Here is a 23,250-nt window from a genome sequence, read left to right as displayed (position 1 = left end):
ATAATTGTTTTAAATGGTGGTATTTAAACCACCATTTTGTTCTTAATTTTTGTATAAAGACCAGGTACGTTCCAGTATTTTTAATGCAGCAGGTAACTGCTCAATCATTTTACCAGAAACTTCATAATCGCTTTCTTTGTTGTTTAATGGATTAACAGCAACGTAGGAAATCGTTGATGTTGGCTTAATTATTTTAAAAACTTCCTTTGCAGATTCACCATAGATGAAAGGTAACTTTGAATTAATAGAGATTTCTTGTTTATCGACCATAAACCTGGTAATAGCAGAGAAATGAGTCTCCCCATGACTTATAACATAGCCTTTCGGAACGTTAATTTCTTTCAGCTCAGGAATATACTGAACATAAAACTGTAAATCTTTCACATAGCAAAATTTTGCACTACTATCATTATTCTTCGATTTACGGTTTTCGCATTCCATTTCCCATGAAAATAGTCCGTCTCCGATGTAACCTGCAACTACGCGTCCATGACTTAAATGGTATGCAACGCCGTCAACAGTGCCTTGCTCTTCTGAAGAAAAACTGAATTCTTTATTTTCTTCATTATACGGACTGATAGAACAAACTATCTTTCCTTGAGGAAAAATTGGTCTTTTGGTGAATAACATATCCTCCGACAAAATGGTAAAACCATCAATGGTGGTAATTGTTTTTTTAATTAAATACTCACTGCAATTGACTTCCTTTAAGGCTTCTTGTTTTTGAGCCCATGATAATTCTGCAGTTGTTAATTTACGATAAAATTTTTCAGTGTAACTTTCAGCCGCCGCAAAGTGTGACAGTGACGATAAAACAATAATTCCCATGAATGTTTTTTTCATGTATATATCCTTATAGGTATGCTTATCAAATAATTCAATGGAAGTATATCGATAAAAATAAAGCCGAACATGTTAATAAACATACTCGGCTTTATTTTCGGAATTACACCCCTATTGTTCAGTCACGCTTAACTGTAGCATCCTTTTTCTGCGCAGTTTTTTTGACCCTTTTTTTCACGTCTTTATTTTTCTCGTCTCCGTTCCTTGGTACCACAATTCCTTTAAACCGTCTGACCGGAGTGCTGCGAGCCTGATCAATCAGTTGGTAAAGCGTCCCCACCAGCGGCTGCATAAAGTCCTGGTAGCGACACTGCTTTTCGCTGATTTGCGTCAGCACCGATTCCCAGTGTGCGGTCATGTCCGGTCGCGTCGCCATCTCTGGCAGCGAATGGAATAACGCTTTTCCGGCGTCGGTGGAGTGGATATAGCGCCCTTTTTTGGTCAGGAAACCACGCTTGAACAACAGTTCAATAATCCCGGCTCGGGTCGCTTCTGTCCCCAGACCATCGGTCGCACGGAGGATCTTTTTCAGATCTTTATCCTGAACAAAGCGCGCGATCCCGGTCATCGCCGAAAGCAGTGTTGCATCGGTAAAATGGCGTGGCGGCTGGGTTTGCCGCTCTACCACTTCGCCCTTCTCGCACAGCAACTCATCACCTTTCGCCACCACAGGCAGTGGCGTGCCGTCGTTTTCTTCATCGCGCTCTTTGCTGCCTAACAGCGTGCGCCAGCCTGCTTCGGCAAGAAAACGGGCTTTAGCGACAAATTTGCCTTTGGCTATTTCCAGTTCGATAACACACTTGCGGAACACCGCATCCGGGCAGAACTGCATCAGGTATTGACGAGCAATCAGGTTATAGACCTTCGATTCGTTCTCCGTCAGGTTGATGGCAGAACTACGCGAGGTCGGGATAATGGCGTGGTGAGCATCGACCTTTTTGTCATCCCAGCAGCGGTTGCGTAAATTCGGGTCAACCACCGGCTGCGGCAATAGTCCCGGCGCATGAACGCTGATGGCATTCATCACCGCGTGGCGTCCGGCAAAATGTTCTTCTGGCAAATAACGACAATCGGAACGCGGATAAGTGATTAGCTTGTGTGTTTCGTACAGCTTCTGGCAGATATCAAGCACGTTCTGCGCGCTCAGACCAAAGCGTTTTGCCGCTTCAATCTGCAACGCCGAAAGCGAAAACGGCAGCGGCGCGGATTCTGATTCCCGTTTATCGTTATAGCTGGTGACGATCGCCGGTTGACCACTGATGCGGTTAACCACATGCTCCGCCAGCGGGCGATGCAATAAGCGCCCTTCTTCATCCTGGTACGGCTCGCACGCTTCACTCGGCTGCCAGATAGCGGTAAACCGCTCATCGGCAGGTGTCACGATATGCGCTTTGACTTCAAAGAAATCTTTTGCCACGAAGTTTTCTATTTCTTCATCGCGCCGCACCACCAGCCCAAGAACGGGAGTCTGTACGCGCCCAACGGAAAGCACACCCTGATAGCCAGCATTGCGACCGAGAATGGTATACGCGCGGGTCATATTGATACCGTATAGCCAATCGGCACGCGCTCGCGCCAGTGCAGAAACGCATAGCGGTACAAACTCGCTATTGGAGCGAAGACGATCGATCGCCCGCTCAACCGCCTGCGGGTTCAGGTCGTTGATCAAGCAACGCTGAACTTGCTGGCGCTTTTCCGGTGCCAGTTGCAGGTAGTCGAGCACTTCATCCACCAGCAATTGCCCTTCACGATCCGGGTCACCGGCATGAACAATTTCGCTGGCTTCATGCAGAAAGCGTTTAATGACGTTAAGTTGTTTGGTTACGGAGGGGCGCGGTTGCAGTTGCCACTTTTCCGGGACAATCGGCAAATCCGCCAGATTCCAGCGCGCATAGCGGCTGTCGTAGACGTCTGGCTGCGCCTGCTCAAGCAGGTGACCGATACACCAGGTCACCACCTGACCATTGCCGCACTCGATAAAGCCATCGCCTTTACGGTGCGGTTTGGGCAGGACATCAGCAATAGCGCGTGCCAGACTCGGTTTTTCGGCTATAAACAACCGCATTGAATTAACGGATCTCAACCATGGCACGACCGCCACGCGCAGGCACCAGTTCGCCAATCGCCGTCAGTTCAATGCCAAACTCGGCTGCGGTAGCTTTGACTTCGTTTTCTGCATCCGGCATCACCGCCAGCAGCAGACCACCAGAGGTTTGCGGATCGCACAACAGATCGCGTACTTCACGCGGCATTTCGCCCATCAAATGGCCGTAGCTGGCAAAGTTGCGTTCGGTGCCACCCGGCACAGCGCCCAGTTTAATGTACTCTTCCACGCCCGGCAGTTTCGGAATCGCTTCATAATCGACGCGCGCCTGCACCCCTGCGCCCTGACACATTTCGCTCAAGTGGCCCAGCAGACCAAAGCCCGTAACGTCGGTCATCGCTTTTACGCCTTCAATGTTGGCAAATGACGCACCTGCGATATTCATCCGGCACATCACTTCCGTCGCCAGCCCCTGATGCTCTGGCTTGAGCAGTGATTTTTTCTCAGCCGTGGTGAGAACGCCAATTCCCAGCGGTTTCGTCAGGAACAGTTTACATCCGGCTTGTGCGGTACTGTTTTTCTTCACTCGCTCGGTCGGTACGATCCCCGTCACCGCCAGACCAAAAATCGGCTCCGGCGCATCGATGGAGTGACCGCCTGCCAGCGCAATCCCCGCCTGACGGCACGCATAGCGGCCACCTTCAGTCACTTCGCGGGCAATTTCCGGGGAAAGTTTGTTAATCGGCCAGCCGAGGATCGCAATGGCCATGATCGGTTTGCCGCCCATCGCGAAGATATCGCTGATAGCATTAGTCGCCGCAATGCGGCCAAAATCGAAAGGATTATCAACGATCGGCATAAAGAAATCGGTGGTGCTGATGACACTGGTGCCATTACCAAGATCGTATACTGCCGCATCGTCGCGGGTTTCGTTTCCCACGAGCAAATTCGGATCAACAAACTTCGCCTGCTCGCTGTGCAGAATGGTTTCCAACACTTTTGGGGAAATTTTACAGCCGCAACCTGCTCCGTGGCTGTATTGGGTCAAACGAATCGAGTTCTCGCTCATGGACATCTCCTGTCAATGCAATCCGGGTATGGTAACCTTCATTCCGTGAAGTGATAAGTGAGAGTGTCTGAATTCCTGCGCCTTTGCTCATAATCCAGACAGTTTTGCGAAAATTATCAAAAATAAGTCACAAACGGCGTCGGATCCGGAACGTTAATCGACGTTGACGCTTTCAATTGCGGCGTGCCGAGATAGAGAAAGCCGACAATTTTATCCTGCTCCCGACAACCGAACGCCTCGCGCACCACCGGACTTTCGGTTAACCCACCACTACGCCAGATGCCGCCAAAGCCCTGGGCAACCGCCGCCATTTGCATCGCCATAACCGCGCAACCCGCAGACATCTCCTGTTCCCAACGCGGGACTTTATGATTTTCTTCGCATTTCGCCACCACGGTGATGATGAGCGGCGCACGGAACGGGGCATTACGGGCTTTGTCGATAGCTTTATCATCACTACCCGCAGCAATTGCACCCTGTTGCAGCACGGTACTGAAACGTTCGCGGCCTTCCCCTTCGATCACAAAAAAATGCCACGGTTGCATGGACTTATGGTCCGGTGCACGCATTCCGGCACGCAGGATATTTTGCAGTTGTTCGCCAGTCGGAGCAGGTTCAGCCAGACGTGAGGCGCTGCGGCGGTTGATCAATAGTTCGAGTGCATCCATTTGATTAACTCCTGTCATGATATTTATTCACAAAATTAACACGAGAGTGGATTTTGTTACAGCACAGTCCGCGATTCCTGCTGACAAGTGCCGGTTGGGTCATTACGATAACCACATCTATTGCACCTGCAACAGGTGTGACCTTTAGTCTGGGAGAATACATGCGAACCCTTTGGCGATTTATTGCCGGATTTTTTAAATGGACGTGGCGTCTGCTCAATTTTGTCCGTGAAATGGTACTTAACCTGTTCTTTATTTTCCTCGTGCTGGTTGGCGTGGGGATCTGGATGCAGGTCAGTAGTAGCGATACCAAAGAAACCGCCGGTCGTGGCGCATTACTGCTCGATATTTCAGGCGTGATCGTCGATAAGCCCGACAGTTCGCAGCGGTTTAGTAAGTTAAGCCGCCAGCTGCTTGGCGCCAGTTCCGATCGTCTGCAGGAAAATTCACTGTTTGATATCGTGAACACGATTCGCCAGGCTAAAGATGACCGGAATATCACCGGTATCGTGATGGATTTGAAAGATTTTGCGGGCGGCGACCAACCGTCTATGCAGTACATCGGCAAAGCCCTGAAAGAGTTTCGTGACAGCGGTAAACCGGTTTATGCCATTGGCGAGAACTACAGCCAGGGGCAATATTATCTCGCAAGTTTCGCCAACAAAATTTGGCTGTCCCCGCAAGGCGCGGTTGATCTGCACGGTTTTGCCACCAACGGTCTGTACTACAAATCGTTGCTGGATAAGCTGAAAGTTTCCACCCATGTGTTCCGCGTGGGTACGTATAAATCTGCCGTTGAACCGTTTATTCGTGATGATATGTCCCCGGCGGCTCGCGAAGCCGATAGCCGTTGGATTGGCGAACTGTGGCAAAACTATCTCAACACCGTTGCCGCTAACCGCCAGATCTCTGCCCAGCAGGTATTCCCTGGGGCGCAAGGGCTACTTGCTGGCTTAACCAAAACGGGTGGCGATACTGCGAAGTACGCGCTGGACAACAAACTGGTCGACGCGCTGGCAACGAATGCCGAAATTGAAAAAGCCCTGACCAAAGAGTTTGGCTGGAGCAAGGCTGATAAAAATTATCGCGCCATCAGTTATTACGATTACGCACTGAAAACTCCGGCAGATACCGGCGACAGCATCGGTGTCGTCTTCGCTAATGGCGCGATTATGGATGGCGAAGAAACTCAGGGGAATGTTGGCGGCGATACGACTGCGGCACAAATCCGTGACGCTCGCCTTGATCCGAAAGTGAAAGCGATCGTTCTGCGCGTAAACAGCCCTGGCGGTAGCGTAACGGCTTCTGAAGTGATTCGCTCTGAACTGGCAGCCGCCAGAGCCGCTGGCAAACCGGTTGTTGTGTCAATGGGCGGTATGGCGGCATCCGGTGGTTACTGGATCTCCACGCCGGCCAATTATATTGTGGCTAACCCGAGCACCCTGACCGGTTCTATCGGGATCTTCGGAGTGATCACCACTGTAGAAAACAGCCTGGATTCGATTGGTGTACATACCGATGGCGTGTCTACATCACCATTGGCAGATGTTTCCATCACTAAATCACTGCCGCCAGAAGTGCAGCAGATGATGCAATTGAGCATTGAGAACGGCTATAAACGCTTTATCACGCTGGTTGCTGATTCGCGTAATTCGACGCCAGAGCAGATTGATAAAATCGCCCAGGGCCATGTCTGGACCGGTCAGGATGCAAAAGCGAATGGGCTGGTCGATAGTCTCGGTGATTTCGATGATGCAGTTGCCAAAGCGGCTGAACTGGCAAAACTGAAACAATGGCATCTGGAATATTACGTCGATGAACCGACCTTCTTCGACAAGGTGATGGACAACATGTCAGGTTCAGTACGGGCGATGCTGCCAGATACACTCCAGGCCATGCTGCCTGCGCCGCTGGCCTCGGTCGCTTCAACCGTTAAAAGCGAAAGCGACAAGCTGGCGGCCTTTAACGATCCGCAAAACCGTTACGCGTTTTGCCTGACCTGCGCCAACGTGCGTTAATTCCTGCAAATATGTGGCCGATATGTTGTCGGCCACACTCCTGAACCGGACTGTCTTTCACTCCCTCTCTCCACTACATTCCCTTGCTCATTTAGCATCTGTCATGGAGTCATCAGTGAATAAGGCACCCTCTTTAATTGCCGCTATTGTCCTCGGACTGGGGATCAGCGCCTGTGGTTATTTTGTTGGCGATGGTGTTAAACATCTAAAAACCAACAACCGTTATGTGAACGTGCGGGGGCTTTCAGAAAAAGAAGTTCGCGCAGATACGGCTGAATTAACAATTGCTATCAACTTTAAGGGTAATGTTCCTGGCGAGCTGTTCCCGAAACTTGAAGATGCGCAGAAAAAGATTGTTGCCGAATTCCACGCTCAGGGGATTAACGACAAAGAGATCAACGTGGGTCAATGGACAAGTAAGCGAACGGATGCCTTTTACCTCAAAGATGATCCGACGATGCCACGCTATAACGCTGACGGGTCTGTTACGATAAAAACGCATAACGTTGCTGCTGTCGAAAAAGTCGTCGCGAAACTAAACGACCTGCAAATCGCCACAGATGGCGCGATCGCTGATAGCAAAATCGCCTATCGCTTTAATGGTATTGGCGCAGTTCGCGCGGAGATGATTGCTGCCGCAACGAAAGACGCACGCAACGCAGCATTACAGTTTGCGACGGATTCAGGTAGTCAGGTGGGGTCCATTAGCGATGCGTCACAAGGCGTATTCCAGATCTTCGCCAGTGGCAGTGACGAAGATGATCCCTCGGCGATTAACAAAACGGTGCGCGTAGTCACGACCGTAACCTATGCGTTGCAGGATTAACCATTTTTCTCCGGCGGAACGCTAATCCCTCTGTTCCGCCGGACTTTTCTCATATCCACAGAGTATCCAGGTGCGCTCGCTGCCCCTCACGTATATACTTTTGCTCTTTCGGTATCATTCATATCAATATCATGCAAAAGAAAACAATTTACGTTGCCTACACGGGCGGGACCATCGGGATGCAGCGTTCCGAGCAGGGATATATTCCGGTGTCGGGCCATCTACAACGCCAGCTGGCGCTGATGCCAGAGTTCCATCGCCCGGAGATGCCGGATTTCACCATTCATGAATACACGCCGCTGATGGATTCTTCTGATATGACGCCAGAGGACTGGCAGCATATTGCTGAAGATATTAAAGCGCACTATGACGAGTACGATGGTTTTGTCATTCTGCACGGCACCGACACGATGGCGTATACCGCCTCTGCGCTGTCGTTCATGCTGGAGAACCTCGGAAAACCGGTTATTGTGACAGGGTCACAAATCCCATTAGCCGAGTTACGCTCTGACGGACAAATCAATTTGCTGAATGCGTTGTACGTTGCGGCGAACTATCCCATCAACGAAGTCACACTCTTTTTTAATAATCGCCTGTATCGCGGCAACCGCACCACCAAAGCCCATGCCGATGGTTTTGATGCCTTCGCGTCACCAAACCTTCCACCGTTACTGGAAGCGGGTATTCATATTCGCCGTTTAAATACACCGCCCGCCCCACACGGCACTGGTGAGCTGATCGTTCATCCGATTACACCACAGCCGATCGGCGTAGTGACGATTTATCCAGGGATTTCTGCTGACGTCGTACGTAACTTCCTGCGTCAACCGGTTAAGGCGTTGATTCTGCGCTCTTATGGCGTGGGTAATGCGCCGCAAAACAAAGCATTCCTGCAAGAATTACAAGAAGCCAGCGATCGCGGAATTGTGGTGGTTAACCTGACACAATGCATGTCCGGTAAAGTGAATATGGGCGGTTATGCCACCGGTAACGCCCTCGCCCATGCCGGTGTTATTGGCGGTGCAGATATGACCGTAGAAGCCACGCTAACCAAACTGCACTACCTGCTCAGCCAGGGACTGGATACCGAAACCATTCGCAAGGCCATGAGCCAAAACCTACGCGGCGAACTGACGCCGGATGATTAAGGAGACTGTAATGCCCCAACGCGCTCTGTTACTGGTCGATTTACAAAATGATTTCTGCGCTGGCGGTGCGCTGGCTGTTGCCGAAGGCGATAGCACGGTTGATGTTGCTAATGCCCTGATAAGCTGGTGCAAAGCGCGCGGTGAAGCGGTCGTCGCTAGTCAGGACTGGCATCCGGCCAATCACGGCAGCTTCGCCAGCCAGCAAGGTGTAGAGCCTTATACACAGGGTCAGCTTGATGGCCTACCGCAAACCTTCTGGCCCGATCACTGTGTGCAACACAGCGAAGGTGCAGCGTTGCATCCTCTGCTGGCGCAAAAGTCGATTGATGCCGTGTTTCACAAAGGCGAAAATTCTTTAGTCGACAGTTACAGTGCCTTTTTTGATAACGGGCGGCGGCAGAAAACCGAGCTCGATGGTTGGTTGCGCGACCATGAAATCAATGAATTGATCGTTATGGGGCTGGCTACGGACTATTGCGTGAAGTTTACCGTCCTGGACGCATTACAGTTAGGTTATAAGGTGAACGTGATTACCGATGGCTGTCGTGGCGTGAATATCCAGCCGCAGGACAGTGCGCACGCGTTTATGGAGATGTCAGTTGCCGGAGCAACATTGTACACGCTGGCAGACTGGGAAGAGACGCAGGGATAAAATTAGTCAGATCCATCTCTGGCCTACAATTCCTTAATTACATCGTAGGCCAGATAAACACGCCAGCGTTGCATCTGGCAATTGACACAATCAGCGAAGATTCAATTCACACCAGAAATTCGTTCCAGCGACACCTTCCGCGTTTCGATGCCAAAAATGGAGAGGACCAGCGCACATAACACCAACATGACACCAAGCACCATAAAGACCGTTATCGAACCATAATGCGTTAATAACGCCGCGACGCCATAAGGAGTGAAGACCGCGACGATTCGTCCTACTGCATTAACAAATCCCGAGCCGCGCAGGCGTAAATGGGTTGGCCAAAGTTCCGGGATATACACCGCCGACGCGAAACAAACATACATATAAAGAAAGAAGATCATCACCAGGCCATAGCCTAAAATAGCCCATTCTGTAGTTTGTATCGAATATATATATCCCAACACAGCAATAATTATAAGCAAAGACGAGCCAAATAATCGGCGAGGAAAGTGATCAATAACTAACGCAGCAATGAATATTCCCACCGGAGCACCAATCATAATAACAGCGGTCATTAATATCGATTTATCAACATCAATACCAGAGTTAACAAATATGGTCGGTATCCATACGGTGATAGTATAAAGCGAAATATTCATTGCAATTAAAACCGTAATCGCGACTAACGTGCGCCGCAACATCTCGCCTTTAAATAGCAACCAAAAAGTACCACTGATTTCATGACTCCGACTTTCGCTTTGCCTCAAAGCAAGTGGTGGTAGATGAATACCCTTCTCTTTTTCGATTTGCTGCTCTACTTCACGAAGTTGCCTTTCTGCTCCCGTTAATTGTCCAATACCCGCCAGCCAACGAGGCGACTCAATAAAATATTTACCAGAAAGTAACCATGCTAATAATATCCCAACACCGCCCAGCAGAAACATTATGCGCCAACTGAAGAAAGCGATAACGACAACGCCAATCGCCGCAGACAACATGGGCGACCAGTTGCCGACAAATGAGAGTCGCGCGGACCATTTTCCACGAACCAGTGCGGGAATAAACTCAGTAAATGAAGCATAGCCAACCATAATCAGCGCCCCCATACCTGTCCCCATAAGGAAGCGAAAGAAGATGAGCCAGTACATATCAGGGACGAAAGAAGCGCCTGTCGCCGCAATACCGACAATCAGAAGGTTTATGCGGAATGCCCGGCGCCGTCCACAGTAATCACCAATGAATCCACCGGCAAGCGAACCGATGAAATAACCAAACATCAATGCCGACGTAAAAGCAGCATTGAGGAAATTATTTGACCATCCATTGCTTACCAGCTTTGCTAAAACAACATTGCCTGAATAACTTAAAAACCCCGTTAATAACAGACTAAAACTTATAATGCCAAATATACGATAATGAAACCGGGCCAAAGGCAAGCGGTCCAGTCTTGCGCCAATTTGATCATATTGTTCCATTTGGTGCCTCGAATTTTGCTAAAAAAGGTAGCAATTGCGGCAAATTTACTTGCCGCATTTTTATCATCATTTTATTTCACAGGCGCTGGAACAAATAACATTGACAACGTGTGTTTAAGCTACCACACCAGCTGGATATTATTGTCTTTGCAAAATTCTTCCCATTCTGCACCCGGTGATTTATCAGTTATTATGTAATTAATATGACTAAAGTCAGCTAACTGGACAAAAGCTTTGCGATCAAACTTGGAGTGATCGACTAATAACGCGACTTCTGCCGCCTGGCGGATCATTGTCTTTTTGATTTCAGCTTCAGCTTCGTTCGAATCCAGCGCGCCACTGTTAATATCAAGACCTTTACAACTCATCACCATAATATCGACGTGATAACGACTGATGATCTCTTTAGTAATTCGCCCTTGCAGAGAAAGTGTATTTTTGTTTAGTTCCCCACCGGTTGAAACAACTTTAATTTCTGACTGAGCCAGAACATGAATGGCTTCCGCCGAGTTTGTCAGCAACGTCAGGTCACTACGGTCCTGTAACAATTTGAGCAATTCCATAACGGTACTACTGGAATCGGCTGCCATCGTCGTTTTATTGTCGATAAAGGGTAATGCTTTGCGAGCAATAAGCTGCTTCTCTTCATAAAACGACGAAGCGCGCTTATAAAAATGAATATTTTCCGTCAGCATCGCTGTATTTAAAACAGCGCCACCATAAGTTCTGGTCAAAAAACCTTCATCTTCCAGCTTCTCAAGATCGCGGCGAATGGTTTCTTCGGTTACCTGAAAAATCGAGCTCAAATTCGAAACCGTTACTTTTTTATCGTTGGCAACCATCTGTTTAATTGCCTGAATCCTGTCTTTTGCCGCCACGATTACACCCCTGTCTCTTTTACATCACATTAGCGCGATTATCGCATAAGCGATGTTTACTTTCAAAATAACCTGTTTGAATCACAGATTTTCATCACAGTTTTCAAAGAAACAGAGGTGGATCGTGTGGAGTAGTTAACGCCCCAGGGCCTCTGCCATTCCCCTCATCAATATTGCATCAGCATCCGATAAGTTGATATTCAGTGCCGCCACGTTTTCGCGTACCTGTTCCGGCGCGGTTGCTCCACTAAGAATGGAGATTAAATCACTCTGTTTTAATATCCACGCCAGCGCCAGAGTAGGAATTGTGCACTGATAACGCGCACAAAGTGGCCGCCACTGTTCAAGCATATCAATCACTTTGAGCATATTTTCACGCTGGAACCAAACTTTATTTGCCCGTGCTCCGCCCGGAATATAATCGCGAGTGATGGTACCTGTCAGCAGTCCCTGCTCTAACGGTGAATAGACCTGAACCACAATGCCGTTATCCTGACATAGCGGCAGCAGTTCGTTTTCCATTGCCCGATCGAGGATGCTATATTTCGCCTGAATAATATCCAGCTCACCATATCGCAGATATTCGCGTATATGGTCAGCTTCGACATTAGCAGCGCCTATCGAACGAATCTTCCCCTCAGCCTTCAGTTCATTAAGTACTGCTACGGTTTCTGCAATCGGCGTAAAACAAGGCGGCACCGACTGCCAGTGCGTCATGTAAATATCGATGTAGTCAATGCCGAGACGTTGCAAGCTGGCATCGACTTCTTCGCGGATAGATTCAGGAGAGAGGTTTTTGTACAACTGACGATCGCCGACTTTGTTGAATAAACTGCCTTCTCGTTCCCAGACAATACCGCATTTCGTTTCGACGACAATTTGTTCGCGAGGCAATTGTTTTAACGCCTGCCCGACAATAACTTCACTATTCCCAAAGTTATATCCTGGCGCAGTATCAATCAGGTTAATACCGCAACGATGAGCTTCAATAATTGTATCAATACAAATTTGCCGATCGAGATCGCCATTCCATGCAGGGCCACCGCCAATGGCCCATGTCCCCAACCCCATCCGAGAAAGCGTTATATCCGTTGTGCCTAAAGGTATCATTTTCATTTGCCTTCATTACCCTTCATATTCTTCCAGCAATTGTTCGACCAGCTTTCTGTTTTTCACACCGGTGGTGGCACCAACACTCAGTACCGATATAGCTGCCGTTGCATTGGCAAAGCGCGCGCATTCACGCAGTTCTTTACCTTCCAGCAGTGCCGCAATAAAACCTGAAGCAAAGTTATCGCCCGCGCCAATGGTGTCGATGGCCGTAATTCCCGCTACTGCGGGTACCGTCATCGTCATTTCACCACGCTTGATGTAACAGCCGTTCTTACCCGTCTTAATTACTACCGTTTTTACACCGCACTCAAGAAAGCAGTCAGCAATTTCATCCAACGTATCTTTCCCTGTGAGTAATTTTGCCTCGGCAAAATTTGGAAACAGATAATCGACATAACTCAATGCTTCGCAAATATCATCCAGCGTTTCATTCAACCGCGGTTTGATCATATCGGCACAAATGATCATCTGCCGGGCTTTCGCTTGCGTAAAAATTTCTGTTAGCGCTTTACCATCCAATAGAGGACTGTTGAAAATACTGGCCAGTGATAATAATTTCGCCTGAGGAAACCGCACAAAATCAACATCGTCAATATTCAATTTCCACAGACTGCCGTTACGGTTCGTGACAAACGTCCGCTCGCCATCCTCCGTCACCAGTCCAACGTTAATAGAGGTATCTATGCTGACATCCTGTTTCAGGCTTTGAATATCAATATTCTCTTTGCGACAATGGTCGAGAATAAATTGCCCTGCGGCATCTTTACCAATGCGGCTCATTAATGCGGTACGATGCCCCAGACGAGAAATAATTGTTGCTTCATTTATTGCATCGCCCCCAGTGGTCATTGCGATTCTTTCAAGAGGATAAGAATCTACATCAAAGATATTTTTACTGACCGGTTGTAATGGAATATCAACAATAGCGGCACCTATACAAATAACATCGAGATTATCCATATCATCATTCCGCTTTGCCATCAGAACCAAACAGTTTAATTTTTTCCAATGCCCGTTCTTTTACGGCTTTACGCACTTCACGCTCTAAATGCAGGAAAGGCTGATCCTGGTTTTCTTTCACTGCCACCATTGCGGCCTGACACAGTTCCGTATGAATGTTGATTTTCGCGATACCCAACGAAATTGCAGTTTTAATGTCAGCATCACTGATCCCCGATGCGCCATGTAAAACCAGCGGAACAGAAACGGCATCGCGCACGCGTTTGACGACCTCAAAGTTCAATTGCGGCTCTGACGTATAAACCCCATGCTGGTTGCCAATGGCGACAGCCAATGAGTCACAGCCCGTGCGTTCAACAAATTCTGCGGCCTGGTCAGGATCGGTATAGTGATAGCCCGCCAGCGCTTCCTCATAAACGGTTTCATTACCGACATGCCCTAATTCCGCCTCTACCGGAATACCCAGCGGATGGAAGAAATCAACAGCCTCTTTGGTTAAACGAATATTTTCTTCGAAATCAAACGCGGATGCATCGCGCATTAAGGAGTTCATTCCATGAGTCCAGGCGTTATGGATAATTTCCATACTCCGCCCATGATCCCAGTGGGTAATTACCGGTACCGTTGCTTTTTGTGCCATCGATACCATCATATGCGAGAAATCTTCGAATGAGGTATTTCCGACAAATCCCGTACCAAAAGAAATAATAACCGGTGATTTTGCTTCTTCTGCTGCGTCGATAACACCCATTAACATTTCAGCATTCCATACATTAAAATGGGCAATAGCATAATGTTTATTGGTGGCATCGTTTTCCCAAAATCTGATATCTGCTAGCATATTCCGTTCTCCCGTAGTAATTAATCGCTAAGTTTAATAACGCCTTTAATAATGTCGCGTTTATTGTTAACCGACTCTTCAAATGCCTGTTGTACATCCTGGTAATCGTAAATATGCGTTACCATCGATTTCACATCGAATCGCCCTGATGAAATAGCTTCAATCGTGACCGGATAACGGTTGGCATAGCGGAAAACCGTCTGGATGGTGACTTCCCGATTGATTTTGAGAAAGTTGATGGCCGAATCGCCGGGTACTGTGCCGACAATCATAATTTTTCCACCGCGCATCACCAGATAGGGAGCTTGTTTTACCGTTACCGCAGAACCCGCTGTTTCAAAAACAATATCTGCACCCATGTCTTCGGTAAATTGCTGACAGCACGCAATAGTGTCTTGTTTAGCGCCATTGATGACCATTGCCGCGCCAAGCTGTTCCGCCATTGCCAGACGTTTTTCCAGCACATCGACCACGGCAATTTCCGTTGCCCCGAGGCACTTGCACGCTTGCAAAGTCATTAAACCAATACATCCCGCGCCCAGAATGACAATCTTTTTGCCAGGTTTAACATCTGCCAGCATGGCGGCGTGCATCCCGACCGCCGCAGGCTCCACCAGCGCCCCTTCCATCGTGTCCATGTTGTCGGGCAGTTTGTAAGTAAAGCTCTCCGGATGACACAGATAGTGCGTTAATGCACCACGGTAGTTCGGTTGCGTCGCCATAAAATCGACATCCGGGCAAATGTTGTATTTGCCTTCCAGGCAGTAACGGCAGTGGCCACAAGGAACGCCAGGTTCGATATTTACCCGATCCCCTGGTTTAAATTTACGCACGCGGCTTCCCACAGCCACAATCGTCCCCGCACATTCATGGCCCAGGCCAATTTCCTGATTTGGGTCTTTAGGTGGAATAAACGGCCCTGATTCAAAACCATGTACATCTGAACCGCAAATACCGACATATTCCACTTTAATCAGCACTTCATCTTCTTTGGGTACGGGTATATCTGCAGCAATAATTTTCATGGTGCCAGGTACTTGTAATATTGCTTTTGAATTTTTCATTTCTCCCCCTAAAAATTATTTATTAGTCACAGCTTCAATACTTAGACTTTCAACCGAGACACCTTTGGTTTCAATTCCAATGGTGGCGATAGCAATTGCAACAATAATTGAAACAGCGCCAAGCAGGATAAATACCCCAGTAACACCATAGCTGCTTAGTAACACTGCGACGGCATAAGGTGCGGCAATACCACTGATCCGCCCTACTGCATTCGCCAGGCCCGAGCCACGCAATTTGGCTTCTGTCGGCCAGATTTCAGGTACATACACTGCCGAGGCATAGCAAACGTACATATAGACGAAAGTAATCAGGAAGAAACCAATCAACGTTATGAGCAACATACTGGTTTGCAGTGAATAGATATATCCGAGCACCGCAATCAGAATTAACAGCCCAACACCCATTGTTTTGCGCGGAATTTTATCCATCACCAGCATGGCAATAAAAATGCCAAACGGCGCGCCAAACATACTCATAGTATTTAAGACAATGGAGTCTTTTAAATTAATTCCCTGGGTCATGAAAATTGTTGGTAACCAGTTAATTAACGTGTACTGCACAACGTTCATGGCAATAAGTACACAAGAGCCTAAAATAACCCGTCTCAGTAATACTCCCGTCAGTAAGGCAGAATAAGGCACCACTTGTGGCACTTTACCGTCATCAGCAATAACCACTGGCGGTAAGGGTTTACCCGTCTGGCGAATGACCCCTTCTTCAATGTTCCGCATGACTTGTTCTGCTTCCTGATACCGTCCGCGCGATTCCAGCCAGCGCGGGGATTCAGGAAAGTAACGCCAGGCCAGCGCGGTAGCGATAAGCGACAATATTGCGGGAATGAGCAGTTGTACTCGCCAGTTCCACTCGGCACTAATTAGCGGTGTAAGTCCCATCGCAATCAATGAACAGAGCGGATATGACCAGTTGCCAATAAATGAAACCCGACTGGACCACGTTCCACGATTTCTACCGGGCATATATTCGGTGAAGCCGGCAAACAGAGTAACCAGTAATGCCCCCAGCCCGACCCCCATCACAAAGCGGCAGGCAATCAAGAAATCCATATTCGGCGAGAAAGCGCCAATAACCATAGAGACAATATGAATGGCCTCATAGAGGATGAACGCGTTTCTGCGTCCGGTTTTATCTCCGATAATGCCGCCCACCAGCGCACCCAGAAACATTCCGGCGGTCGTAATTGCCGAGAAGGTGGCGGTGGTGGAGTTATCTGTCCAGCCCAACGCTTTTAACTGCGCGAGAATCAAGCCTCCTACGGCATTACTCCAGCAGACAAGCAAGCCAAAAGCGACGACGGCAAACATTGATGAATGCCAGCGACAATCCGGTAAACGATCCAGCCGGGCGCCGCAATGCGGTTTTGTTATCTGTTCCATGCGATAACGTTCCTTCAGGAGAGTAGTTATTCATCAAAGTCGTAAGTCATAATCACTTTGATTGCGGTTTTATCGACCATCGCATCAAACCCTTCGCGCCATTGCGAAAGGCCGATACGATGCGTGATCATCGGTTTGACGTTGATAGCGCCGCTGGCTAATAGCCGGATAGCGTTACGCCAGGAGGTGGAGTCATAGGCCATATGCCCAATGATGCTTTTGTTCCATGCGGTAATGTCATTAATCGAGAAATCAAGAGGTTTGAAGCCCATTCCAACGCGTACCACTTCCCCATTCGGGCGCAGCATTTCGATGGCTTGTTTCAGTGCGATATTGGCACCGGAGCATTCAATCACCAGTCCGAGATTGTCTTTGCCACAAATTTGCTGGCAGCGCGCCACCACATCTTCGGTAGAACCATTTACTACTGCCGTCGCCCCCAGTTCTTTTGCAACCGGGAAGCGGACCGCCACATCTTCTTGCAGACCAACGACGACGATATTTACCGCCCCCATAATCCGCGCCATTTGTACAGAGAACAGCCCGAGCGGGCCAGTGCCGATGACGACCACATCCTGACCAGGAAGGAATTTCGATTGCTGCGCGATGGATTTGTAGGCATTACAGATAGGGTCAAGTACGGCTGCGTCCTCATAATCAACACCATCAGGGATTTCCCACAGCGCATGGCGATGAATTTTGAGGATTTCGCCAGGAACCAGACAATATTTGGAAAAGCCACCGCCCCAGGTATTGTTATCCAGACCAAGATTCATTTTTTCTGTACAACACAGAAAATCACCTTGTTCACAGGCAGGACAAACGCCGCAAACATGACCACTGTTATCAGAGACGACGCGCTGCCCCACTTTCCAGTCTTTGACTTTTTCGCCAACCTGCGCAATTCGGCCTGCAAATTCATGGCCACGAATCGAGTTAAACTCATCTGAACCGCTATCAACGTTGTAGTGTTTCATGTCTGCACCACAGATAGCTGCGGCTTTAATTTCAATCACCACATCTTCCGGGCCACAAACGGGCCGTGGGACATCAATCATCTTGTAGCCGCCAAAGGCCTTGCCAAACCGAGCCAGTGCTTTCATTGCGTCATCCTCTGTGTTTTGTTTTGCTTAGATGACCGTCATACTTACCCACATAATTTTTGAGGTCAACATTAAATCTTTAAAACACAGATAATGATCTGCGATTTACAACTTAGATCACAAATACGCAGAAAACCTGAGAACGGGTTACAGATTGATGGAAGGCGGTACGCAAAAGAGGGAAATTCGGCAGTGATCCCTCTTAACGAAAGAAAGGATTCAGGGATGAAAAATTCAGGGAGTTAATACAGACGAGAAGCTCCGGAAAGGTTTAAAGCTACAAACGAAATCAACGAAGGGTTGGACAATTAATTTCAGGCAATCCCCTTTATTAATTACCTGTAAAGGGGATAACTCCATCACTTAAACATAGCAATTGGCTTCGCCGTAATACCAAAATCTTCTTTCAGCTGCTGCTTGCTCTTCATCACCATCTGACCATTGGTGTCGATGGTCATATGCTGCGCGTCGGTATTGTTTCGGGCTTGCCACAGCATAACCAGTTGCAGGCAGTTCTCTTTTTGTTGTTCGGTCAGCACAACGCCATCTGGCCATTTCCCCAGTTCAACAGCGGTCGATAAACGCTGGTAAACCTCAGGCGTCATGCTGTTGATCATTTCATCAAGATTCATGATTTTTCCGCTCCTGTGGAATAAGTTGCTGAATCGTTTTTTCAACCGTTGATTTCTTCGCCATTTTCACCATCAGTGAAACGTAAAGAGGCTGAGTTAACACAATAACGTTCGCCTGTGGGCTGCGGCCCATCAGGAAAGACATGTCCAAGATGGGCATCACAGTTACCGCAACGAATCTCGATGCGTTGCATTCCATGTGACAAGTCTTTGATATAACGAATTGAATCTTCACTCACCGGTTCGTAGAAGCTCGGCCAGCCACAACCTGAATCATATTTAGACTGGGAGTGAAACAGAGGGGCATCGCAGATCAAACAGTGGTAAACGCCGTCACGCTTATTGTGCAGTAAACGGCCAGTAAATGGCGGCTCCGTCCCGTGATTCTGTGTCACGTAAAACTGCATCTCGGACAATTTGTTTTTCAGTTCGTCTGCCGAAGGTTTGTTAGCCATTTGCTCACATCTCACTTTAATCACGCTCACATTACGCGACCAATTCTAACAAAACATTAACACCAACTGGCAAAAATTTGTCCTAAACTTGATCTCAGCGAAATGGTAGCGCCTGAATCGTGATGAAAATCACATTTTTATCATAATTGCCCTTTAAAATTCCCGGCGCCGCCCTCATGTGGTTTCAGGCACAAAGGAAGAGTGAGGCAAGTCAGTCGCGTAATGCTTAGGCAGAGGATTGATTTGTCGCAATGATTGACACGATTCCGCTTGACGCTGCGTAAGGTTTTTGTAATTTTACAGGCAACCTTTTATTCACTAACAAATAGCTGGTGGAATATATGACTATCAAAGTAGGTATCAACGGTTTTGGCCGTATCGGTCGCATTGTTTTCCGTGCTGCTCAGAAACGTTCTGACATCGAGATCGTTGCAATCAACGACCTGTTAGACGCTGATTACATGGCATACATGCTGAAATATGACTCCACTCACGGCCGTTTCGACGGTACCGTTGAAGTGAAAGACGGTCATCTGATCGTTAACGGTAAAAAAATCCGTGTTACCGCTGAACGTGATCCGGCTAACCTGAAATGGGACGAAGTTGGTGTTGACGTTGTCGCTGAAGCAACTGGTCTGTTCCTGACTGACGAAACTGCTCGTAAACACATCACCGCTGGTGCGAAAAAAGTGGTTATGACTGGTCCGTCTAAAGACAACACTCCGATGTTCGTTAAAGGCGCTAACTTCGACAAATATGCTGGCCAGGACATCGTTTCCAACGCTTCCTGCACCACCAACTGCCTGGCTCCGCTGGCTAAAGTTATCAACGATAACTTCGGTATCATCGAAGGTCTGATGACCACCGTTCACGCTACCACCGCTACTCAGAAAACCGTTGACGGCCCGTCTCACAAAGACTGGCGCGGCGGCCGTGGCGCTTCTCAGAACATCATCCCGTCCTCTACCGGTGCTGCTAAAGCTGTAGGTAAAGTACTGCCAGAACTGAATGGCAAACTGACTGGTATGGCGTTCCGCGTTCCGACTCCGAACGTATCCGTAGTTGACCTGACCGTTCGTCTGGAAAAAGCTGCAACTTACGAGCAGATCAAAGCTGCCGTTAAAGCTGCTGCTGAAGGCGAAATGAAAGGCGTTCTGGGCTACACCGAAGATGACGTAGTATCTACCGATTTCAACGGCGAAGTTTGCACTTCCGTGTTCGATGCTAAAGCTGGTATCGCTCTGAACGACAACTTCGTGAAACTGGTATCCTGGTACGACAACGAAACCGGTTACTCCAACAAAGTTCTGGACCTGATCGCTCACATCTCCAAATAAGTTGAGATGATACTGTGATCTATAAAGAGCGACTTCGGTCGCTCTTTTTTTTACCTGATGAAATGAAGTTAAAGGACTGCGTCATGATTAAGAAAATTTTTGCCCTTCCGGTCATCGAACAAATTACCCCTGTCCTCTCCCGTCGTAAACTGGATGAACTGGACCTTATTGTGGTCGATCATCCCCAGGTAAAAGCCTCTTTTGCATTACAGGGCGCTCATCTTCTCTCGTGGAAACCTGCGGGTGAGGAAGAAGTTCTGTGGTTGAGCAACAATACCCCGTTTAAAAATGGTGTCGCCATTCGCGGTGGCGTACCGGTTTGCTGGCCGTGGTTTGGTCCGGCTGCACAACAAGGTCTGCCTGCGCACGGTTTTGCCCGTAACCTGCCGTGGACGCTGAAATCACATCGTGAAGATGCCGATGGCGTGGCGCTGACTTTCGAATTGACACAAAGCGAAGAGACGAAAAAATTCTGGCCGCACGACTTTACGCTGTTAGCGCATTTCCGCGTGGGTAAAACCTGTGAAATCGATCTTGAATCACATGGCGAATTTGAAACCACCTCTGCCCTACATACCTACTTTAACGTGGGTGATATTGCTAAGGTAAGCGTCAGCGGACTGGGCGATCGCTTCATTGATAAAGTAAATGACGCGAAAGAAGATGTACTGACCGACGGTATTCAGACCTTCCCTGACCGTACCGATCGCGTGTATCTGAATGCGCAGGATTGCAGTGTGATTAATGACGAGGCGTTGAATCGTATTGTCACCGTAGGCCACCAGCATCATCTGAACGTCGTTGGCTGGAACCCAGGACCGGCGCTTTCAGTCAGCATGGGCGATATGCCGGATGATGGCTACAAGACCTTTGTTTGTGTAGAAACAGCTTACGCCTCAGAAACTCAAAAAGTCACCAAAGAGAAACCTTCACATCTGGCGCAATCCATTCGCGTTGCCAAACGTTAATTTGCGTTAGTCGCTGTGCCGGATGCATGCATCCGGCCTTGCAGCAAATCACACCATATCCAGTGCAGTTTTTCCTTTTGGTGCCGGGTACGCTTTTTCCAGCATCGCCAGTTCTTCCCCTGAAAGCGTCAATTCCAACACTGCCGCATTTTGTTGGACATGTGCGACAGTTGCCGCTTTCGGAATCGCCATCACGCCCTGATGGCTGATCACCCACGCCAGCAAAACTTGCGCGGCAGTGGCATTGTGAGCATGAGCTATTTCGTTGACCACTGCGTTTTTTAGCAAGCCATTACGTAAGCGCCCGGCCTGCGCCAACGGACTGTATGCCATCACTGGCATATGTTGTTGCTGACACCAGGGTAGCAGATCATATTCAATACCGCGCGAACCGAGATGATAAAGCACCTGATTGGTAGCGCACTGATTTCCCCCTGGCACCTGCCAGAGTTCCTGCATGTCGGCATAATCAAGATTAGAAACGCCCCAGCGACGAATTTTGCCCTGGGCGATCAGTTTTTCCATTGCCGCAACAGTCTCTTCAAAAGCGAAGCTGCCAGACCAGTGCAATAAGTAGAGATCGAGATAATCGGTATTGAGACGACGTAAACTGGCTTCGCAAGCGTTAATGGCTTTTTGCCCGCCGGCATTCCACGGATAGACTTTGGAGACGAGGAAAACCTTATCACGCAGGCCGGATAATGCTTCACCAACCACCTTTTCGGCACCGCCATCGGCATACATTTCGGCGGTATCAATGAGAGTTAAACCAAGATCAATGCCCGCACGCAGTGCATCAACTTCGATTTTACGCTGGCTGACCTCTTCGCCCATATACCATGTTCCCTGCCCTATGGCTGGCAGTGAGACATCGCCACTAAATTGAATCGTTTTCTGTTGCATCGCTTCCTCCCAGTTTTGCACCACCGTAATGCAAAACAGGGCATTACGCCCTGTTTTTATGCACAAAATGCCCTGGAAAGATGCATTATCAGAATTTGTAGGTGATCCCGGTAGAAATCAGGCCAGTCCAGGATTTATCCACCATCGGGCTGTCAGTAACTTCGTCAGACAGGCGGGTATAGCGCGCGGAGCCATAAACGTTCCAGTCGCCGAGGAAGTTGTAGCTGGCACTCAGCTCCAGATACGGGCTCCAGCTGTCATTCGGGTTATAGCCACGCAGACCGCTGCGAGCGGACTCTTTACGCGATACGCCATAATAGTATTCGTTCTGGTTTTCGCTGTTCCACTGCACACCGATACCCGGGGTCACAGTCAGGCCGCCATTGGTGTAACGATACAACCAGGCCATATCCCAGACAATGCCGTTGCTGTTATCCAGGGTATCGCCAGCCAGGGTGGTACGCAGGTAACCATACTGGGTAAAGTGAGCGTAAGACAGACCTGCCATCATGGTGCTCTTACGGTCATCCAGGTGACGCATTTGGTGATCGCCACTGTCTTTGGCTTTGAAGTAGAGCGGCGACCAGTAAGCGGTAATTGAGAGTTTATCCGTTGCATCATTCCACAGGTAGTAACCACCACCTAAGCCACGGAACCAGAAGTTATCGCCTTCGTAGTTGATTACCGGTACTGGGTAAACATCGGTATCGTAATCTTTATAAGGGTGTTCAACGACACCTACGCCTGCGCCCAGGGAAAAATTACCTTCAGCGTGTGCTACGCCTGCAGACGTTGCGATAAGCACTCCAAGTGCCAGAAGTTTGAGTTTGGTCACAATTAATCATTCCTTAAACAAATGTTTAGCGGGCGACA

Annotated in this window: 22 protein-coding genes; 6 read left to right on the top strand and 16 right to left on the bottom strand. The window is 48.6% G+C overall.

What is annotated here, in order from left to right; all coding sequences use genetic code 11:
• Window positions 1-42: 42 nt before the first annotated feature.
• The 4 genes from FFT88_RS00405 to FFT88_RS00390 form a co-directional block, all read right to left on the bottom strand.
• Window positions 43-843, bottom strand: coding sequence for a hypothetical protein (locus FFT88_RS00405; RefSeq protein WP_000750708.1), 801 nt, complete (start codon window positions 841-843; stop codon window positions 43-45).
• Window positions 844-961: 118 nt separating this feature from the next.
• Entirely contained in the window at window positions 962-2,908 is a 1,947-nt protein-coding gene (topB, locus tag FFT88_RS00400) for a DNA topoisomerase III (protein WP_135405807.1), read from the bottom strand.
• Between the two features lie 4 nt (window positions 2,909-2,912).
• The gene (gene selD / locus FFT88_RS00395; protein ID WP_024212065.1) at window positions 2,913-3,956 is read right to left on the bottom strand and encodes a selenide, water dikinase SelD; all 1,044 of its coding nucleotides are present in this window, start codon (window positions 3,954-3,956) and stop codon (window positions 2,913-2,915) included.
• A gap of 116 nt (window positions 3,957-4,072) precedes the next feature.
• Complete coding sequence (locus FFT88_RS00390; RefSeq protein ID WP_130218825.1) at window positions 4,073-4,624, bottom strand: NAD(P)H nitroreductase; 552 nt, start codon at window positions 4,622-4,624, stop codon at window positions 4,073-4,075.
• A gap of 161 nt (window positions 4,625-4,785) precedes the next feature.
• Here FFT88_RS00390 and sppA point away from each other — a divergent pair, with 161 nt between their 5' ends.
• The 4 genes from sppA to pncA all read left to right on the top strand — a co-directional run bounded on the left by sppA (window position 4,786) and on the right by pncA (window position 9,268).
• Entirely contained in the window at window positions 4,786-6,642 is a 1,857-nt protein-coding gene (gene sppA, locus FFT88_RS00385) for a signal peptide peptidase SppA (protein ID WP_135405806.1), read from the top strand.
• Between the two features lie 115 nt (window positions 6,643-6,757).
• Window positions 6,758-7,468: an SIMPL domain-containing protein gene (locus tag FFT88_RS00380; protein ID WP_130208358.1), complete on the top strand. Its 711-nt coding sequence runs from the start codon at window positions 6,758-6,760 to the stop codon at window positions 7,466-7,468.
• Window positions 7,469-7,599: 131 nt separating this feature from the next.
• Window positions 7,600-8,616, top strand: coding sequence for an asparaginase (gene ansA, locus FFT88_RS00375; protein WP_135405805.1), 1,017 nt, complete (start codon window positions 7,600-7,602; stop codon window positions 8,614-8,616).
• 10 nt (window positions 8,617-8,626) lie between these two features.
• Entirely contained in the window at window positions 8,627-9,268 is a 642-nt protein-coding gene (gene pncA, locus FFT88_RS00370; RefSeq protein WP_130218817.1) for a bifunctional nicotinamidase/pyrazinamidase, read from the top strand.
• 101 nt (window positions 9,269-9,369) lie between these two features.
• Here pncA and FFT88_RS00365 read toward each other — a convergent pair whose 3' ends face one another.
• The 10 genes from FFT88_RS00365 to msrB all read right to left on the bottom strand — a co-directional run bounded on the left by FFT88_RS00365 (window position 9,370) and on the right by msrB (window position 19,169).
• Window positions 9,370-10,728, bottom strand: a complete 1,359-nt coding sequence (locus FFT88_RS00365; RefSeq protein WP_135405804.1) for an MFS transporter — start codon at window positions 10,726-10,728, stop codon at window positions 9,370-9,372.
• Between the two features lie 119 nt (window positions 10,729-10,847).
• Window positions 10,848-11,606: a DeoR/GlpR family DNA-binding transcription regulator gene (locus tag FFT88_RS00360; protein ID WP_130218813.1), complete on the bottom strand. Its 759-nt coding sequence runs from the start codon at window positions 11,604-11,606 to the stop codon at window positions 10,848-10,850.
• 135 nt (window positions 11,607-11,741) lie between these two features.
• Window positions 11,742-12,722 carry an NADH-dependent methylglyoxal reductase gene (gene ydjG, locus FFT88_RS00355; protein WP_130223451.1) on the bottom strand — a complete coding sequence of 327 codons (981 nt, stop codon included), beginning with the start codon at window positions 12,720-12,722 and terminating at the stop codon, window positions 11,742-11,744.
• 9 nt (window positions 12,723-12,731) lie between these two features.
• Window positions 12,732-13,679 (bottom strand): sugar kinase, encoded by a 948-nt coding sequence (locus FFT88_RS00350; RefSeq protein WP_135405803.1) that lies wholly within the window; start codon window positions 13,677-13,679, stop codon window positions 12,732-12,734.
• Window positions 13,680-13,683: 4 nt separating this feature from the next.
• The gene (locus tag FFT88_RS00345) at window positions 13,684-14,520 is read right to left on the bottom strand and encodes a ketose-bisphosphate aldolase (RefSeq protein WP_130223455.1); all 837 of its coding nucleotides are present in this window, start codon (window positions 14,518-14,520) and stop codon (window positions 13,684-13,686) included.
• A 20-nt stretch (window positions 14,521-14,540) separates the two neighbouring features.
• Window positions 14,541-15,584, bottom strand: coding sequence for an NAD(P)-dependent alcohol dehydrogenase (locus tag FFT88_RS00340; protein WP_135405802.1), 1,044 nt, complete (start codon window positions 15,582-15,584; stop codon window positions 14,541-14,543).
• 15 nt (window positions 15,585-15,599) lie between these two features.
• Entirely contained in the window at window positions 15,600-16,979 is a 1,380-nt protein-coding gene (locus tag FFT88_RS00335; RefSeq protein WP_135405801.1) for an MFS transporter, read from the bottom strand.
• Window positions 16,980-17,005: 26 nt separating this feature from the next.
• Window positions 17,006-18,082 (bottom strand): zinc-binding dehydrogenase, encoded by a 1,077-nt coding sequence (locus tag FFT88_RS00330; protein WP_135405800.1) that lies wholly within the window; start codon window positions 18,080-18,082, stop codon window positions 17,006-17,008.
• A gap of 359 nt (window positions 18,083-18,441) precedes the next feature.
• Window positions 18,442-18,714, bottom strand: coding sequence for a YeaC family protein (locus FFT88_RS00325; protein WP_135405799.1), 273 nt, complete (start codon window positions 18,712-18,714; stop codon window positions 18,442-18,444).
• A 41-nt stretch (window positions 18,715-18,755) separates the two neighbouring features.
• Window positions 18,756-19,169: a peptide-methionine (R)-S-oxide reductase MsrB gene (gene msrB, locus FFT88_RS00320; protein WP_130218799.1), complete on the bottom strand. Its 414-nt coding sequence runs from the start codon at window positions 19,167-19,169 to the stop codon at window positions 18,756-18,758.
• Between the two features lie 341 nt (window positions 19,170-19,510).
• Here msrB and gapA point away from each other — a divergent pair, with 341 nt between their 5' ends.
• Both gapA and FFT88_RS00310 read left to right on the top strand, forming a co-directional pair.
• Window positions 19,511-20,506 (top strand): glyceraldehyde-3-phosphate dehydrogenase, encoded by a 996-nt coding sequence (gene gapA, locus FFT88_RS00315; protein WP_000153502.1) that lies wholly within the window; start codon window positions 19,511-19,513, stop codon window positions 20,504-20,506.
• Window positions 20,507-20,589: 83 nt separating this feature from the next.
• Window positions 20,590-21,474, top strand: a complete 885-nt coding sequence (locus FFT88_RS00310; protein ID WP_130223465.1) for a D-hexose-6-phosphate mutarotase — start codon at window positions 20,590-20,592, stop codon at window positions 21,472-21,474.
• Between the two features lie 48 nt (window positions 21,475-21,522).
• Here FFT88_RS00310 and FFT88_RS00305 read toward each other — a convergent pair whose 3' ends face one another.
• Both FFT88_RS00305 and mipA read right to left on the bottom strand, forming a co-directional pair.
• Complete coding sequence (locus FFT88_RS00305) at window positions 21,523-22,377, bottom strand: aldo/keto reductase (RefSeq protein WP_135405798.1); 855 nt, start codon at window positions 22,375-22,377, stop codon at window positions 21,523-21,525.
• Between the two features lie 88 nt (window positions 22,378-22,465).
• The gene (gene mipA, locus FFT88_RS00300) at window positions 22,466-23,212 is read right to left on the bottom strand and encodes a scaffolding protein MipA (RefSeq protein WP_130223469.1); all 747 of its coding nucleotides are present in this window, start codon (window positions 23,210-23,212) and stop codon (window positions 22,466-22,468) included.
• Between the last annotated feature and the right edge of the window lie 38 nt (window positions 23,213-23,250).

Source organism: Escherichia sp. E4930, assembly GCF_005845405.1.
Taxonomy (GTDB): domain Bacteria; phylum Pseudomonadota; class Gammaproteobacteria; order Enterobacterales; family Enterobacteriaceae; genus Escherichia.
This window is presented reverse-complemented; position numbering and strand designations above follow the sequence as displayed.